The sequence below is a fragment of the Polynucleobacter sp. MWH-Aus1W21 genome (genome assembly GCF_018687275.1).
In the GTDB taxonomy this organism is placed as follows: domain Bacteria; phylum Pseudomonadota; class Gammaproteobacteria; order Burkholderiales; family Burkholderiaceae; genus Polynucleobacter.
Window position 1 is genome coordinate 1,994,354 of record NZ_CP061287.1, and the last position, 15,375, is coordinate 2,009,728.

A 15,375-nucleotide genomic window follows, 5' to 3' on the forward strand; every position below is an offset into this window, starting at 1 on the left:
CCCTCCTAAAAAATCGAAACTATCGTCAAGCGATACATCCACTTTACAAACTTTTTAACCAGTATCGCGACAACGAAAGGTAACAACATGGAAATTCTAGCAAACGAAGCAGTAGAAGTAAAAATCTCATCATCAGCATCTAATGATGACAAAGCATTTGGGAATGCGGCAGAGCAAAAACAGTCAACTGTTTTGCATTACTCAGTTGCAGCCCTAAAGGCAATGGAGGCGGCTCGTATTCACTGGGAGCAGGGAACTTTGCGTAAAAGCAATGATGAGCTGTATGAAGTTTTACAACAAGCTAAAGCGTTTTGTGGCGATCTCTTGCCAGCAGATGCAAAACAACGTTCAGCATCTTTAGAGAAATTCTATAAAGAGCGTGGCTGGCGCTACAACAAAGAAACGCCTATTGAGACTCGCGTTCTTCGCGCTGTCTTTGGCATGGAAAACCGTCGTCGTGTTAGCAGCTATTCACTAGTGCTACGTGAAGCCAAAAAACAGCACATTGGTGTAATGGCTTTGCCTGAGTGGATTGAAGAACAAGGCGGCATTCAAGAGATCCGCTTGAGTCAAAGCAAGACTTTCATTTCGCCAGCCGAAAAGGCTCAAATCATGAAAGAACGTCTTAACTCACGCGGTTTCTTTATTGGCTTTGCAAAATCAGATCTTTTATCTCATGTGGCCGATGCCGAGCATATGGGTGATGACTGCGTAATGCTAGGTAATCAACGTCCAGATGGCACATTCGGCGTTTATACGGTTCTTCGCTCCTCAGGCGTTATGAGCGCAGCTTATGTAGCCGCGTATGCAAAAGCTGAGGAAATCGAAGCTCAAGCAAAAAAAGAAATTGAGGCCGCTAACGATGCGGATGGACAGCCTGTAGCGGCTTAACGAACCTGGTGGCAACTGCTACAGGTTGCCACCAACCATTACTGAGGAAAAGACATGTTTAATCAAGATGAAATTAGCCCTAAAACTCCCGATGACTTCATTTACAGCAATGAAGAATCACGCCTGCGCATTAAGGATGTTGTGACTGGGGCACAACCTTTGCCATATGCAGGCAAGAGCGGCGTATTGTTGTACGGCATTTATGGCACAGGTAAAACCACGCTTGCCAATATGCTTCCCAATGCAATTGAAAAAGGCACAACTGGGCATGTACAGGCATTGCCTGAGTCATACATCGGCTGTCGTCAAGGCTTAAATGGCGTTCAGGTTTCTCAAACAATTGACAAGATTCTTTCGACGCAATCATTAAATGCAAGCGGCAAGCATTACATCATTTTGGATGAGGTGGATGTTCTAACTAAACAGGCACAAGAAAGTCTTAAATCATCCCTCAATACAACACGTGGCGTATTTGTATTAACCACCAATAGCGTATCCAAGCTAGACAAAGGCCTACTTGATCGTTGCGTACTAGTTGAGATGAATGCCGCTGATCCAGAAGCCTATTTGCCAATTGCTCACAAAGTTGTCGCAGCTCACGATGTCGTTTTAAACGACGAAGAGTTGATTCCGACTATCAAAGGGGCAAATGGCTCACTACGTAACGTCATTAATAACGTGGCTCGTCAAGCACGTCGAGCCAAATCTAATCAAGCTGCTAACTAAGGAGAAAACCATGCCAGCACCACACACACGCAAAACTGCCATTGCAGCAGAACACGCTCAAGTAACTAATGCTTATGCGATTCGCGTTACAAACGCCAAGTATCGCTCTGCAAATATTAATGGAGTGCTCGAGCTTGCTAATGGCAAGAACTCTTTTCATGTTTTGGGTCAGGAGCTTTGTGCTAAAGCAAAGCTGGCATGGTTTGACATGGAATTTAAAAAAGGGTTTTGCTCAATCAATTTGAGTGACGCACAAGTACAAATTTTGCCTAATTACACAGGCGAAGTTATTTCTAAATTTGCTTAAGGAGATAAAAAATGATCTCAAATATGCCTGAATTTGAGAATGAATACGAGAAGTTTTGTGGAGTAGCAGAAAAATCTCTACATGAAGCTACTCAACTTTATAAACTATCTCTTGAAAATTTTATAATGACTCATGTCGACACGAAAAATTCGATAGAACAAATCTACTCAAATAATTATGTCCGAGCTCTGCATAAATGCAACTGCGGATCAGATCATTTGACTAATGTAATGATTCTTGAGTGCATCATGGCAGACTTCATAGAAAGAATTTTTCATGACTGGGGTGACGATACCGCCGAATATCCAGTGATGCTGTATCACTTTACGTCGTTTTAAACGACACTTCGTTGCACACTAAACAAATATTTCTCCAGCCTTTTGGATTGGCTGGAGAAATTATTAGTGCGATCTAATTGCTATCCGAGAGCAAAAAAACCACCCGAAGGTGGTTTATGGATTCTTGGTGGCCCGGGGCGGAATCGACCAGGACCAGAAGATGTTCAATCTTATTTCGCCTGAATCTTGGTCTTTCTCCCAATTAAGACCACTGCTAACACTCAATCACACTTACTACATTGCGGCACTAAAGAAACGCAAATTGGAAACTCAGAATGTTGGGATTTTGAAAATAACAAATACCATACAACGCACTGAACATTGACTGAAGTTGTGTTTAAGCTAATTGGCTACGCATTGGACGCAATGGGTAGCTATATTACTATGTCTATAACAAACAGACATTAGCATACTAAGCTATAACTTTAACGAAGACACAAGCAAATTACTTAGAATTCATTGCAAGGAAACATATGGGATTCACATTAAGCTCTGTAGTGCCGTGGGGTAGAAATTATGAAGAATATCTTTCAATGTTTGCATTATCTGCAACTGATTTGAAAAAAAATATTATTGGTATAGGCGATGGTCCAGCTTCATTTAATAGCACACTAACTAAACTTGGTGGCAATGTCATTTCAGTTGACCCAATCTATCAATTTAGTGGCAAGCAAATCAAATCACGCATTGACATCACATATGCAGATGTTATGGAGCAGATGCGTGCAAATAAAGACAAATATATATGGAAAAATATTCAATCACTTGAAGATTTGGGAAATGTGCGTATGAACGCAATGAGTGATTTTTTAGCGGACTATGAAGCAGATAACAAAAAAGAAAGATATATTTTTGGCGATGCTATAAACCTGCCGTTTGCCAATAATAGTTTTGAACTAGCACTTGTATCCCATTTTTTGTTTTTATATAGCCTTCACTTGGATAAAGATTTTCATATTCAGTCAATTAGCGAGGCATTAAGAGTGGCTAATGAAATACGGATATTTCCGTTGCTTACACTTGACAGCAAGAAGTCTCCGCATGTTGAGGATGTTATGAAGCACTTTATTGGGATTGGATGCCGAGCAAAAATTTTAGATGTTGACTATGAATTTCAAGTTGGTGGCAATCAAATGTTGGTAATAAGCAGATAACACCTCAAATCCAAGCTACAAGCACACTAAACAAAAAAGAGCAATTGCAGGGTTGGATATGCCCCTTTGGTATTTTCAAGCCTTCTTGATTTAAATCTCAGAATAACTATCACAGCGATTACAAGACCTACTATCAATGCGAGCATATTCATATCGAACTCTCAAACTCATTCAAGCTGACTCCTGGTATTCAACAAATTAGTCTTAAGGGGTATTTTTATCAATCTTGAACCATGCGGCATACATAGCCGGCAATGCAAGAAGGGTAAGTCCTGTAGCCACAATTAACCCCCCCATAATTGCGACTGCCATAGGACCCCAAAATACACTTCGAGAGAGAGGAATCATCGCCAATATTGCAGCAGCTGCCGTTAAGATAATTGGTCGATATCGAGTCACGCAAGCAGAGATAATAGCTTCTCTTGCCGGCACACCAGAAGATCGACCTTTCTCAATTTGATCTATCAAGATTACCGAGTTACGCATGATCATACCCAAGAGCGCAATAAACCCAAGCAATGCTACAAAACCAAAGGGGCGATTCAAAATTAAAAGGGACATGGCTACACCAGCAATACCGAGTGGACCAGTAAGAAATACTAAGAATGCGCGAGACACGCTTTTAAGTTGAATCATGAGTAAGGTGAAAGTAATTAATAACATCAATGGCATGCCAGCCATGATTGAGCCCTGACCCTTACTGCTCTCCTCTACTGAGCCACCGATCTCTAATCGATAACCTGGTGGTAATGATTTGATCAGTGGCTCAAATTGCTTCATTAATGCTGCTGTAGCAGTTGGTCCCTGAACACCTGGATTAACATCTGCCTGTATGGTTAGCGCATATTCTTTATTTTCTCGCCAAATAGTGGCAGGTTCCCATGCAATACTCACATCAGCAATCCTGCCCAAAGGCACCGGAGTTCCACTTGCAGTCACCAGGATCGTATCTTTCAAGTCACTTACTTGATCTCTTTCGTTACGTGGCAAGCGCAAGATAATGGGTAGCAATCGATCAGTCTCGCGATATTGTCCAATAGTTACTCCGCCAAAATGACTTGATAAAGTCTGTGCAATTGCCTGTGATGGCACTCCGAGTTCTCTAGCTTTTGCCGCATCTACATCAATTCTGGCAATTGGCTGACGTTCGTTCCAGTTGTCATTAACCCCAAAAACAAGAGGTGACTGGCGCATAAGGTCCATAAAAGATTGGGCAACACTTGCAAGACGCTTGGAATCAGGACCAATAATGCGAAACTGAACTGGATAAGATACTGGCGGTCCATTAGGTAGTAGCTTTGTTCTCAATCGAGCTTCAGGAGCAACTTCAGCCAACATAGATGGCAACTTTTTAAATAACAGATCACGCTCCTTTGGATCAGCAATGATGATCGCTTGAGCAACATTTTGTCTTGGAAAGATAATATCCAAGGGTAAGAAAAAACGTGGGGCTCCATTGCCTACCCACAAAGTAACGGATTGAATGCCTTTTTCTTGCAAAAGACGGGATTCCACCTTCTTGGCAACCTCCTCCGTTGCCTGAAAGCTTGCACCCTCCGCCATAAAAATATCAACTAATATTTCTGGACGCGAAGAATCTGGGAAAAATTGCTGTTGAACTAAGCTCATTCCTGCTATGCCAAGAAAAAAAGTTCCGATAGTTGCGACAATCGTTTTCTTTTTATTATCAATGCACCATGCAACTATTTCTTTAAACTTTTTATAGAAGGGGGTATCAAATTGCTCGTGTGCGCCTTCTTGTTGATAAGAAGGCTTTCTGAGCATCAGGTAACCCAAATAGGGAACAAATAAAACGGAAACAAACCAAGATATGATCAATGCAGCTGCAGTAACTGCAAAGATTGCAAAGGTATATTCGCCAACGACTGATTTCGCAATACCAATCGGCAGAAAACCAACTGCCGTAATCAATGTGCCGGTCAGCATTGGCATTGCAGTAAATTCATATGCGGCAGTTACCGCTTTAGCACGATCTACACCTTCCTCAAGTTTTCGAACCATCATTTCAACAACGATGATCGCATCGTCTACTAATAAACCAAGAGCAATGATCAAGGAGCCTAATGAAATCTTATGCAATCCCACACCTGACATCTTCATAATGAGGAAAGTCACCGCCATTACCAAGGGAATGCTGATGGCAACAACCAATCCTGGCCACGGATCAATGCGCCATGGATTTTTATGAAGTCCAAGTGAAAGCATACTTACCGCCAAAACAATCACAAGCGCCTCAATTAAAGTCCTGACAAACTCATTAATTGATTCGGCAACAACCTTTGGCTGATCTTGTATTAGCGATAAATTTACGCCTGCAGGAAGTTCGCTTTCAATTTCCGACGCAGCTTCTTTTAGACTCTTACCCAACTGGACAATATCGCCCCCTTTAGCCATTGAGATTCCCAGCGCAACTAATTCTTCCCCCTGGTATCTGACCTTGCTAACAGCTGGATCTATTGGTCGACGTTTTACCTCGGCAATTTCGCCAAGCCGAACGGAAGCGCCAGTAGACGAGCGTAATGGCATAGCCTTCAAATCAGCCACACTCTCAAAGGGCCCTCCAACTTGGATGGGAATAGAAAAATTGGCTGACTCAACAGAGCCAGCAGACTCAATCGTATTTTGGGCGTTTAATTGATTTGCCACTGTTGCTGGTGTTAAGCCATACTGAGCCATGCGATTGCGCGATAACTCGACATAGACCTGCTCATCCTGTAAACCGTAAACATTCACTTTGCCAACATTTTTCACACGCAAAAGACGCTGTCGTACCAAAACAGTGAAGTCTCTTATTTCCGCCGGACTAAAACCTTTAGCCGACAATGCATAAATCACGCCATAAGTATCACCAAAGTCATCATTAAAATAAGGACCCTGTATACCAATCGGCAACTCGGACTTAAAGTCATTAACTTTCTTACGAACTGTGTAAAAAATATTGCCAACCTCTGACGGAGGTGAAGAATCTTTTACCTGGAACAGAATAGTTGTTTCACCTGGATGTGAAAAACTTTTAATTTTGTCTGCATATGGCACTTCTTGTAGTATTTTTTCTACCTTATCGGCTACTTGATCGGCCATTTGGGTAGCTGTGGCGCCAGGCCAAAATACCTTGACTACCATTACTCTGAATGTAAAAGGTGGATCCTCGTCTTGGCCTAATTGAAAGTATGCGGCAATCCCGAATACCATTAGAACCACCATTAGATAGCGGGTCAGTGAGGCATTATTCAGAGCCCAACGAGATAAATTAAATTTTCCTTCGCTCATTGATTTGCTTTATCAATGAGAGCAATACGAACCTTTTGACCAGCAGTTAAAACATGCCATCCAGTGGCAATAATGAGATCACCTTGTTCAAGACCATTACTAACTTGCGACCAAGTCTCATTCGCATTTTGGATTTGCACCTGCTTTATCTCGAGAACTCCAATATCGTTTGAACCAGAATCTAATTTAACCTTGTAGACCGAGCTACCATCACTTCTAATAGCAGTTGTCGGTATTCTGATAGTCGCAGGCTTTTGGATAGGCGAGAGATTAATAACGGACACATCGTCAGACTTAATCAGCCCAACTATCTCCCCAGAACTAACTAATTGATTAAGGACAACATTAAATTCAGTCAACCGTCCGGACACCTTTGCCCTGAGTGAAACAAATCCTAATTGATCTAGAGTTTGCTCATATTTTGCACGAGCCCCTTCAACCGCCGAAATACGTCTCTCGTATTCTGATGCCGAAATGAAATTCTTATTTCTTAGGTCGGTATAACTTTTGTAGTCGAGCTCTGCCGATTGAAGCTCTGCTCGCGCAGCACGATAACTAGTGAGCGAGGAAGATTCTGACATTGCCATACTTGAAGGTATGATACGAGCCAAAGATTGGCCTGCAACCACTCTTGAGCCTTGCTTAGCAAGAACTTCAATTACTTTTCCACTTGCATCAAAACTTAATTCACCCTTGGATTTGCTAGTTCCTGATTCTTTTGCATCATTAGACTGGCCGACAACAAAAATCTTAACAAGTCGCGGAGGAATATTTTGATCACCCTTACCGCAGGAAACAAGCCCAAGGGCGGCTAAAGGAATTATGAAATAGAGGGTTAATTTCTTAAACATCGGAGAATTCTAAGTTATCAGTGAGAAATTTGTTCGTTGGCTATCCAAAGCGCAATAAGAGAGTTTAGACGTCAAATTAGTGCACTATTTTGGTGACTGGATTGATGCCCATAAATTATTTCAACGGAATATGACGCTTATCCGCTCTAAATGTCGTTTTAAACGACATTTCATTGCACACAAATCAAATGCTGTCTCAACCAGTTGATTTAATTAAAATAATTATTAGTGCGATCTATTACCGCTCCGAGTGGCCAATCCTATAGATTTATGGAATTATTCCCAGGCTTTTTAAAACAAATGATGAATCCCTAAGAGACTTCTCAGAGGCTTCCTCAGTGCAGGGCTTATTAAGGTTGTAATCAGCCTGGTTTCTCATTCTTCGAAGACTTTTCAACCAATTTGCAATTACAGACTGACCATTCCTGGAAGCGTAATAGTCAATTACCTCTTGGTGAACATTTGAAGAGGTTGTCATCACAGGCGAAGCCTCCCTGGCAGCTAAAAAGGCACTGTAATAAGATCTGGAGACTACGGTTCGCCACTTCGATTCAAGGCTATCACTACTTGCCTGTTGGTGAAGCGCTAAGGCTAAAGAGTAATAATCTTCTGGGCCAAATGACATTAGTTGATATCAATAATGCTATTGCGCAATACTAAATGCCCAGCGGGAAGGCTTTCTATTTTTCCAAATAGAGCCAACTCCCTGTCGTAGAGATTTTGATAATTGACACCTTTCAGGTCCACAACAAACCTTAACGCAGTCAAAGCACCGACTTCTTTAAAACTCTCAAAGGAAATTGAAGCCTCTGGAAATACGCCTAACAGTACATCGTAGATCTGCTGTACAGATCCTGGAGAAATCTGCTTATAGCAATTTAAAAAATTTCTTACAGCTGGAAATCCTGATACGTCCAATGATGGCTTAGGAAATGAAGTAGCCTCTCGCCAAAGAACTTCTGTTTGAGAAATGGGGTCGACCGCATCCCAATTCTTTTCCACTGTTGACATTAAGGTGGGGTTTATCAGAGCGGCAGCAACAGCAGAGCCTGCCAACCACTTAGCAGTTTCTGGCATTCCCCCTTTGGAATTTACCCACTGGCTTCCTTGAATAGTCATCTACTAGCCAATTCCTATACTTTTTAATTTTTCACTAGTTAGCAATTCGCTAATGATTTCTTTATTTTGATTGCGAAGCTGGTTAAATGCACTATCCATTACAAGGCCGGAGCCTTGATCAACATTACGCATTAGCTTCTGCAAGGACATCGTCTCTGGCATAAACCTTATAGATGCCCTATGGTCGATGATTGTAGCCAGTCTTTGACTATCTACAAGAGTCTCATCTGCGCTGGATAAATTCAGCTGATGAAGTGTTTTGGCTTCTGAGCTGGGAAAATCTTCTGTGGCCTGAAACCACCCTTGATATACGTGCCATAACAAGCCAGAGCTGGAAGACTTTGCAGTTAGATACTTACAGTCCTTCTTAAATACCTCATGAATTGAATAAGAATCTTCTTTTACCTCTGATTCATAAACAAATTTATCAATTACCTGAAAACCAATTTCAATTATTTCATTTGGCGCCTCAGATATTCCACAGATTGCTGCTAGATATTTCTTGGCTCGTGGCCACACCTCTTCCCACTCTGAATAATCAAAGCAAGTAACAACAATTACATTGGCCTGTATATTTACTCGCCAACTATGTGTTCCATCGGCATGAGAGTGGAATCTGCTCACTCCAATTGCATACTGAGTTGGATCTGCATTAACTCCCGATGCTTGATTAATGCTGAAGACTTTTGCGTGAATTGGTTCTAATCCAGGCAACTCTTCTGCAAAACCTTCAAAAACCTTCTGCGCAGATGCCAAAGCTACTGCGCTAAAGGTTTCCCTACACACGATGGCAAACGCTGCAGACTCAATGGCATTCTTATTTTTGAGGGGTTTTGAAATAGCTACAGTCATTTGAATATTGTATGGGTTCATTTTTAAAGCAGGGTAATTGCTATAGTCGTTTTAAACGACATTTTTCGCCACTACCCTCCACTCCAAGCCATGCAGTAGAACGCTTTTGTCCAGTAAAGCCTTATTCTTCGGTACTTTGCGGGTGGTGTGTCACACGGTGTGTGCTACGGTGAAAACCTTGGGTTTCTAAGTGCTTGATTTTATTGGGGAAAGGGTCAGAAACCTCAGAACCTTGCGCTTTATGATTCCGTCGCTCTAACCAGCTGAGCTAATTCGCCGAAGGTGAGATTTTAGCTTATTTGACCAAAATGCTCAATGAAACCCCTTCAGACTCCATATTTCAGCAAATCAAACGATCTTTATCACCAAATCCGGCAAATTATCAATAGTGCAACGAACAATGTCTCCACGCACAACCGGACCGACATTCTCAGGCGTACCCGAGTAAATAATGTCCCCAGGGAATAATTCGTTTGCCTCCGAAAGCTTCGCAATCTGCTCAGCAACGGACCAAATCATTTGATCTAAATTGGCTTTTTGTTTTGTTACACCATTAACCGAAAGTGAAATTGTTCCCTTAGTGAAATGCCCCACTAGATTCACCGGAAAAATTGGGCCAATGGGTGCAGAGTAATCAAATGATTTACCAATTTCCCAAGGCTTCTTCTGGTCACCCATGAAGCGCTGCAAATCTCGACGTGTCATATCAAGACCTAAGGCATAACCGTATACATATTCAAGCGCCTTTTCAACAGGGATATTTTTGCCGCCCTTGTTCAGCGCTGCCACTAACTCAACTTCATAGTGATAATTTTTGGTTAGCGATGGATAGGGATGATCAACGATCTTATTTGGCGCTACAAACTGAATAGCATCTGTAGGCTTTTGAAAAAAGAATGGCGGTTCACGCGTTGGATCTGACCCCATCTCACGAGCATGCGCCGCATAATTTCTACCAATACAGTAAATGCGACGCACCGGAAATTCTGAATTACCGCCCGCAATCGGTATAAATGTTTGAGTTACAGAGAATGGGGTTGATATTGCATCCGCCCCTTTATGCGCTTGAGCACCTGCTGCAACACCCGCCAATGAAAGCGAAGCAACGCCAAGCTTGATTGCATTGCGGCGCGCTAATACATCACGATCCTGATCCGACATTGTTTAGTCCCCTTTAAAAAAGTACTTCAGCATATTTATACACCCATTACATTGGCACCACACCCAGCAACAACTGGGTCAACTACTTGATCTGAAACACACTTTCAGCCTGATCGCGACCATACAAAACATTGAATTCAATTTTCTTAGCCAAAAAGAGCTTCTTCAATACCTCGTCTTTGTTATCAAAAACAATTGCCGTTTGCTCTGGGTAACGAGAAAAAGGATCGCTAGTGACATCCACCGCCACTCCATCGATCTTGATTTGCTTAATGGATCGCTTATAAAGTTTGTCAGGCCGTATAAAGATAAGGCGTTTTACATACTTATCCAATACGAGCTTTTGACCCTGCTCATTAGTCTTGTAGTAATAGACCAATTCTTCCTTGCCATTAATAGTTGTATCGCGCTCTTCATCCCATTTTGCATTAACGCCTTGACTAGCCATCACGCAAAACCATATCAAAGCCAACCGGCTAATTGTCAAAAAAGTTTTCATTTGAATTCGGTTCACCATATAGCCATATTATCTGAACTTGCTTACAAAAAAACAGAAGGCGTAATATTCACGAATGATGACAAGTCTTCGATCCCTATTTTTTGGCCTGTTAATGCTGAGCGCCTTGATTTCAATTGACACCTTCGCAGCACAAATCTTTATTACTAATTACCCATCGGAAGCCAACGCAAAGGTCTATGTCACCAAGTACCAGTCAGAGGCAAACTGCATTGTGTATGACACCCAATACTCAAGCGATAATGAGCCTGGTGTCTGGTTCTATACCAAATACAAAAGCGATGCTCGGGCAGTGATTTACTACACTCAATATAAGTCTGAGGCCGATCTTGTTGTGTATTTCACCAAGTACAAAAGTGATGCACGCTGTCGGTACTAAAGGATAAATACCGTATTCATGAGAATTCTTACTATCTCAGCCGGCAAAGTCATGCCTTTATTTGGCAACCATCACCCTAACTACAAATCGGTTGCTTCGGCCATACACAAAAAAGCAGTAAGCGTTTTAGAAAATCCCGTCCCCGTTGACATTACCCCACTAGGCGTTAAAGGGGATGAACAGGCCGATTTATCAGTCCATGGCGGTATTGAAAAAGCAATCTACGTTTATCCCGCAGAACACTACGCGTTTTGGAATGGGCTACTGACTCGCGAAACAAAGCAGTCCGTTCAATTACAGCATGGTGCTATCGGCGAAAACTTCACTATTGAAGGCTTACTAGAAACCGAGGTTTTTGTCGGCGATCGAATGCGGATTGGAGAATTGGAATTTGCAGTCGTTAAGCTACGTGAACCTTGCTTTAAATTTAATGCCGCAATGCGCTATAAAGGGGCTGCCAAGGCAATGTTGCAGTCCGGCTTTAGTGGCTGGTATTTACGCGTCATCAAAACTGGGGTGCTTTCTGCTGGCGCTCAAATGGAACTCATCCCAGGGTCAAGAGAAACCTCTATTGCTCAACAAAATCAAAAACTCTTAAACAATCGCAATCAAAAAGATTTGTGGGAATAAAAAAACCCGACCATTTCTGATCGGGTTTCTTATTTGATGCAGACTAAAGCTTCTTAGTCACGTGCGTAGATATCTACGTCTTTGGTTTCTTTAACAAACAGTGTACCGATTACCAATGTCATCGTAGCGATGATGATTGGGTACCAGAGACCGTAGTAAATGTTACCGTTTTGCGCTACCAAGGCGAAGGAGATCGTTGGCAACAAGCCACCGAACCAACCGTTACCAATATGGTATGGCAAGGACATAGAGGTGTAACGAATGCGGGTTGGGAACATCTCAACCAACATCGCAGCGATTGGACCGTAAACCATGGTTACCAAGATCACCAAATACACCAACAAGAGCAATACGGCTACGTAGTTGATGCCAGCTGGATCAGCTTTAGCTGGATAGCCAGCAGCGTTCAACGCATCACGAATTTGCTTCTTGAACTCAGCATCTTTAGCTTTCAAATCTGCTGGAGCCATACCTTTTGCTGTGTAACCAGTGATTTCTGTATCACCAATCTTCACAACAGCAGTGCTACCGGCTGGGCCAGGGATAGTTGTATAGCTTGCAGAGTTAGACGCCATCACTTGTTTTGCGATATCGCAAGAACTTGTGAACTTCGCTGTACCTGTTGGGTTGAACTGGAATGTACATTCGTTCACGTCAGCAGTAATAGTTGCTGGTGAAGTTGCCATTGCCTTTTCCAACGCTGGGTTAGCAAAGTGGGTCAAAGCATTAAATACTGAAACTGGTGTATTTGGGATGTAAGTAATGATTGCCAAGAGCAAGCCGCCCATGATGATCACTTTACGTCCGATCTTGTCAGACCATGCACCGAATACAACGAAGAACGGTGTGCCGATTACCAATGAAGCAGCAATCAACAAGTTCGCAGTCTTAGCATCTACTTTCAACACTTGTGTGAGGTAGAACAAAGCGTAGAACTGACCTGTGTACCAAACCACCGCTTGACCCGCAACCAGACCAAACAATGCCAAGATAACAATCTTCAAGTTCTTCCACTGACCGAATGACTCGGACAAAGGAGCTTTTGACAATTTGCCTTCTTCTTTCATCTTCTTGAAAGCTGGTGACTCATTCATGGACAAACGAATCCATACAGAGATCGCCAACAATGCGATAGAAGCGATGAAAGGAATACGCCAGCCCCAAACATCAAAGTCTGGACCAGTGAATTCACGTGTGAACAAAATCACGAGCAAGGAGAGGAACAAACCTAAAGTAGCAGTTGTTTGAATCCAAGCTGTGTATGCGCCACGACGACCGTGAGGAGCATGTTCTGCAACATACGTAGCAGCACCACCGTACTCACCGCCCAAAGCCAAACCTTGAAGCATACGCAATGCGATCAAGATAACTGGAGCAGCAACACCGATAGTTGCGTAGTTAGGCAGAATACCTACGATGAATGTTGCGCCACCCATTAACAGGATGGTGACCAAGAACGTATATTTACGTCCGATCAAATCGCCTAAGCGACCGAACACCAACGCGCCGAATGGACGCACGATGAAACCAGCAGCAAACGCTAACAAAGCGAAAATGAAGGCAGAGCCAGCATCTAAGCCTGAGAAGAACTGCTTGGCGATAACGGCAGCCAAAGAACCGTAAAGATAAAAGTCGTACCACTCAAAAACCGTACCCAAAGATGATGCAAAAATAACTTTGCGTTCTTCAGCGGTCATTGGGGCTGCTTTAGTTGATGTTGACATCAGTAGCTCCTAACTATTTTTATTAAATAAAAAACAACGGGTCGATTATGCTTTGAAAAAATTCAAAGAAATCCACTAGTTAGGGTAATTCCTCATCAAATAGACTCGGGGTTTTCCCGAGAAATGTGGATTTGATGCAACGCATTTAGGCCATGATGCAAAAAGGGTTTAGCACTAACTTAAAGCAATACGCCCAAATGAGGTGCATTTCTGAAAATCAGGGTGCAAACCTCTCGAATAACACTTGTTGCACTTCGCTTTAATCGATCTTGTAGTTAGTAAAAAGGCATACGCAAAAATAATGCCATCAAATAATCAATAAACAAGGAGCAAGGCAAATGAAAAGACGTGACTTTTTAGGTAAGACCGCACTTGGGGCTGCTGCAGGCGTATTGGCCGCACCAGCAATTGCACAATCCATGCCAGAAGTGAAATGGCGCTGCGCATCTAGCTTTCCCAAAAGCTTAGACACGATTTATGGTGGTGGCGAATTTATTGCCAAACGAGTTGCAGCCTTAACTGATGGCAAGTTTCAGATCCGCATCTTTGGCGCAGGCGAAATCGTTCCGGCATTCGGCACAGTTGATGCAGTGCAGCAAGGCACAGTGGAATGCACACACACTGCTGGCTACTATTTTGTTGGCAAAAATAAAACTTTTGCTTTTGACACTACCGTTCCATTTGGCATGAACCAGCGTCAGCAAAATGCTTGGATGTACTGGGGTGGAGGCTTAAAGCTACAGCGTGAATTCTTACGCGATTACAACATCATCTCTTTCCCGGCTGGTAATACAGGCACACAGATGGGTGGCTGGTTTAAAAAGCCAGTGAAAACCGTTGCAGACCTCAAAGGTCTCAAAATGCGTATCGCCGGCCTCGGAGGCGAAGTTATGTCCCGCTTAGGCGCAATCCCACAACAAATCGCTGGCGGTGATATTTATCCAGCCCTTGAAAAAGGTGTGATTGATGCAGCTGAGTGGGTCGGTCCATACGACGATGAAAAATTGGGCTTCTACAAAATTGCTCCTTACTACTACTACCCGGGATGGTGGGAGGCTTGCTCAATGTACTCCATGTACGTCAACATTAAGGAGTGGGAAAAGCTACCTAAGCAATATCAAGAAGCCTTGGCCTCAGCTTGTGCTGAATGCAACATCGATATGATGGCTGAGTACGACTACAAAAACCCAATTGCCTTACAGAGTTTGATCAAGAATGGCGTCAAGTTGCAGTCTTACTCCACAGAAATTATGAAAGCCGCTTCCAATGCAGCCTTCGAAATGTATGAGGAGGAAGCTGCCAAAAACCCATCCTTCAAGAAGATTTACGAACCTTGGAAAAAATTCCGCAACGACCAAATGTTATGGAACAAGGTTGCCGAACAAACCCTCATGAGCTTCATGCTAACTAATCCTGTCAAATAAACTTTAAGCGA

Annotated in this window: 14 protein-coding genes; 7 read left to right on the forward strand and 7 right to left on the reverse strand. The window is 42.7% G+C overall.

Features of this window, described 5'->3' with window-relative positions; genetic code table 11:
• The first annotated feature begins 87 nt into the window (after nt 1-87).
• The 4 genes from ICW03_RS10355 (at nt 88) to ICW03_RS10370 (ending at nt 3,416) form a co-directional block, all read left to right on the forward strand.
• The gene (locus tag ICW03_RS10355; protein WP_215347935.1) at nt 88-891 is read left to right on the forward strand and encodes a hypothetical protein; all 804 of its coding nucleotides are present in this window, start codon (nt 88-90) and stop codon (nt 889-891) included.
• Nucleotides 892-945: 54 nt separating this feature from the next.
• Nucleotides 946-1,617, forward strand: a complete 672-nt coding sequence (locus ICW03_RS10360) for an AAA family ATPase (RefSeq protein WP_215347936.1) — start codon at nt 946-948, stop codon at nt 1,615-1,617.
• A 10-nt stretch (nt 1,618-1,627) separates the two neighbouring features.
• Complete coding sequence (locus ICW03_RS10365) at nt 1,628-1,924, forward strand: hypothetical protein (RefSeq protein WP_215347937.1); 297 nt, start codon at nt 1,628-1,630, stop codon at nt 1,922-1,924.
• An 811-nt stretch (nt 1,925-2,735) separates the two neighbouring features.
• Nucleotides 2,736-3,416, forward strand: a complete 681-nt coding sequence (locus ICW03_RS10370) for a hypothetical protein (RefSeq protein ID WP_215347938.1) — start codon at nt 2,736-2,738, stop codon at nt 3,414-3,416.
• Between the two features lie 204 nt (nt 3,417-3,620).
• On the opposite strand, the gene ICW03_RS10375 is transcribed toward ICW03_RS10370, so the two are convergent.
• The 6 genes from ICW03_RS10375 to ICW03_RS10400 form a co-directional block, all read right to left on the reverse strand.
• Entirely contained in the window at nt 3,621-6,707 is a 3,087-nt protein-coding gene (locus tag ICW03_RS10375) for an efflux RND transporter permease subunit (protein ID WP_215347939.1), read from the reverse strand.
• Nucleotides 6,704-7,558 carry an efflux RND transporter periplasmic adaptor subunit gene (locus tag ICW03_RS10380; RefSeq protein ID WP_215347940.1) on the reverse strand — a complete coding sequence of 285 codons (855 nt, stop codon included), beginning with the start codon at nt 7,556-7,558 and terminating at the stop codon, nt 6,704-6,706. Before ICW03_RS10380 ends, ICW03_RS10375 begins: the two co-directional genes overlap by 4 nt.
• A gap of 624 nt (nt 7,559-8,182) precedes the next feature.
• The gene (locus tag ICW03_RS10385; RefSeq protein WP_215347941.1) at nt 8,183-8,677 is read right to left on the reverse strand and encodes a hypothetical protein; all 495 of its coding nucleotides are present in this window, start codon (nt 8,675-8,677) and stop codon (nt 8,183-8,185) included.
• A 3-nt stretch (nt 8,678-8,680) separates the two neighbouring features.
• The gene (locus ICW03_RS10390; protein WP_215347942.1) at nt 8,681-9,550 is read right to left on the reverse strand and encodes a hypothetical protein; all 870 of its coding nucleotides are present in this window, start codon (nt 9,548-9,550) and stop codon (nt 8,681-8,683) included.
• Between the two features lie 327 nt (nt 9,551-9,877).
• Nucleotides 9,878-10,690 (reverse strand): fumarylacetoacetate hydrolase family protein, encoded by an 813-nt coding sequence (locus tag ICW03_RS10395; RefSeq protein WP_215347943.1) that lies wholly within the window; start codon nt 10,688-10,690, stop codon nt 9,878-9,880.
• An 82-nt stretch (nt 10,691-10,772) separates the two neighbouring features.
• A complete protein-coding gene (locus tag ICW03_RS10400; protein WP_251374398.1) occupies nt 10,773-11,189 on the reverse strand; it encodes a hypothetical protein in 417 nt (138 codons plus the stop codon).
• Between the two features lie 73 nt (nt 11,190-11,262).
• Here ICW03_RS10400 and ICW03_RS10405 point away from each other — a divergent pair, with 73 nt between their 5' ends.
• Together ICW03_RS10405 and ICW03_RS10410 are read left to right on the forward strand one after the other, a co-directional pair.
• Nucleotides 11,263-11,586, forward strand: a complete 324-nt coding sequence (locus ICW03_RS10405) for a DUF6150 family protein (protein WP_215347945.1) — start codon at nt 11,263-11,265, stop codon at nt 11,584-11,586.
• Between the two features lie 18 nt (nt 11,587-11,604).
• Nucleotides 11,605-12,216 carry an MOSC domain-containing protein gene (locus ICW03_RS10410; RefSeq protein WP_215347946.1) on the forward strand — a complete coding sequence of 204 codons (612 nt, stop codon included), beginning with the start codon at nt 11,605-11,607 and terminating at the stop codon, nt 12,214-12,216.
• Between the two features lie 53 nt (nt 12,217-12,269).
• On the opposite strand, the gene ICW03_RS10415 is transcribed toward ICW03_RS10410, so the two are convergent.
• The gene (locus ICW03_RS10415; protein WP_215347947.1) at nt 12,270-13,940 is read right to left on the reverse strand and encodes an MFS transporter; all 1,671 of its coding nucleotides are present in this window, start codon (nt 13,938-13,940) and stop codon (nt 12,270-12,272) included.
• A gap of 338 nt (nt 13,941-14,278) precedes the next feature.
• Between ICW03_RS10415 and ICW03_RS10420 the strand changes: the two genes are divergently transcribed.
• A complete protein-coding gene (locus ICW03_RS10420) occupies nt 14,279-15,364 on the forward strand; it encodes a TRAP transporter substrate-binding protein (RefSeq protein ID WP_215347948.1) in 1,086 nt (361 codons plus the stop codon).
• The last annotated feature ends 11 nt before the right edge of the window (nt 15,365-15,375 follow it).

What these genes read in the sequence shown, in the direction of transcription:
- ICW03_RS10390 (WP_215347942.1), bottom strand. Translation starts at nt 9,550, where the DNA reads ATGAACCCATACAATATTCAAATGACTGTAGCTATTTCAAAACCCCTC.
- ICW03_RS10420 (WP_215347948.1), top strand. Translation starts at nt 14,279, where the DNA reads ATGAAAAGACGTGACTTTTTAGGTAAGACCGCACTTGGGGCTGCTGCA.
- ICW03_RS10385 (WP_215347941.1), bottom strand. Translation starts at nt 8,677, where the DNA reads ATGACTATTCAAGGAAGCCAGTGGGTAAATTCCAAAGGGGGAATGCCA.
- ICW03_RS10360 (WP_215347936.1), top strand. Translation starts at nt 946, where the DNA reads ATGTTTAATCAAGATGAAATTAGCCCTAAAACTCCCGATGACTTCATT.
- ICW03_RS10380 (WP_215347940.1), bottom strand. Translation starts at nt 7,558, where the DNA reads ATGTTTAAGAAATTAACCCTCTATTTCATAATTCCTTTAGCCGCCCTT.
- ICW03_RS10395 (WP_215347943.1), bottom strand. Translation starts at nt 10,690, where the DNA reads ATGTCGGATCAGGATCGTGATGTATTAGCGCGCCGCAATGCAATCAAG.
- ICW03_RS10410 (WP_215347946.1), top strand. Translation starts at nt 11,605, where the DNA reads ATGAGAATTCTTACTATCTCAGCCGGCAAAGTCATGCCTTTATTTGGC.
- ICW03_RS10355 (WP_215347935.1), top strand. Translation starts at nt 88, where the DNA reads ATGGAAATTCTAGCAAACGAAGCAGTAGAAGTAAAAATCTCATCATCA.
- ICW03_RS10365 (WP_215347937.1), top strand. Translation starts at nt 1,628, where the DNA reads ATGCCAGCACCACACACACGCAAAACTGCCATTGCAGCAGAACACGCT.
- ICW03_RS10400 (WP_251374398.1), bottom strand. Translation starts at nt 11,189, where the DNA reads ATGAAAACTTTTTTGACAATTAGCCGGTTGGCTTTGATATGGTTTTGC.
- ICW03_RS10370 (WP_215347938.1), top strand. Translation starts at nt 2,736, where the DNA reads ATGGGATTCACATTAAGCTCTGTAGTGCCGTGGGGTAGAAATTATGAA.
- ICW03_RS10415 (WP_215347947.1), bottom strand. Translation starts at nt 13,940, where the DNA reads ATGTCAACATCAACTAAAGCAGCCCCAATGACCGCTGAAGAACGCAAA.
- ICW03_RS10405 (WP_215347945.1), top strand. Translation starts at nt 11,263, where the DNA reads ATGATGACAAGTCTTCGATCCCTATTTTTTGGCCTGTTAATGCTGAGC.
- ICW03_RS10375 (WP_215347939.1), bottom strand. Translation starts at nt 6,707, where the DNA reads ATGAGCGAAGGAAAATTTAATTTATCTCGTTGGGCTCTGAATAATGCC.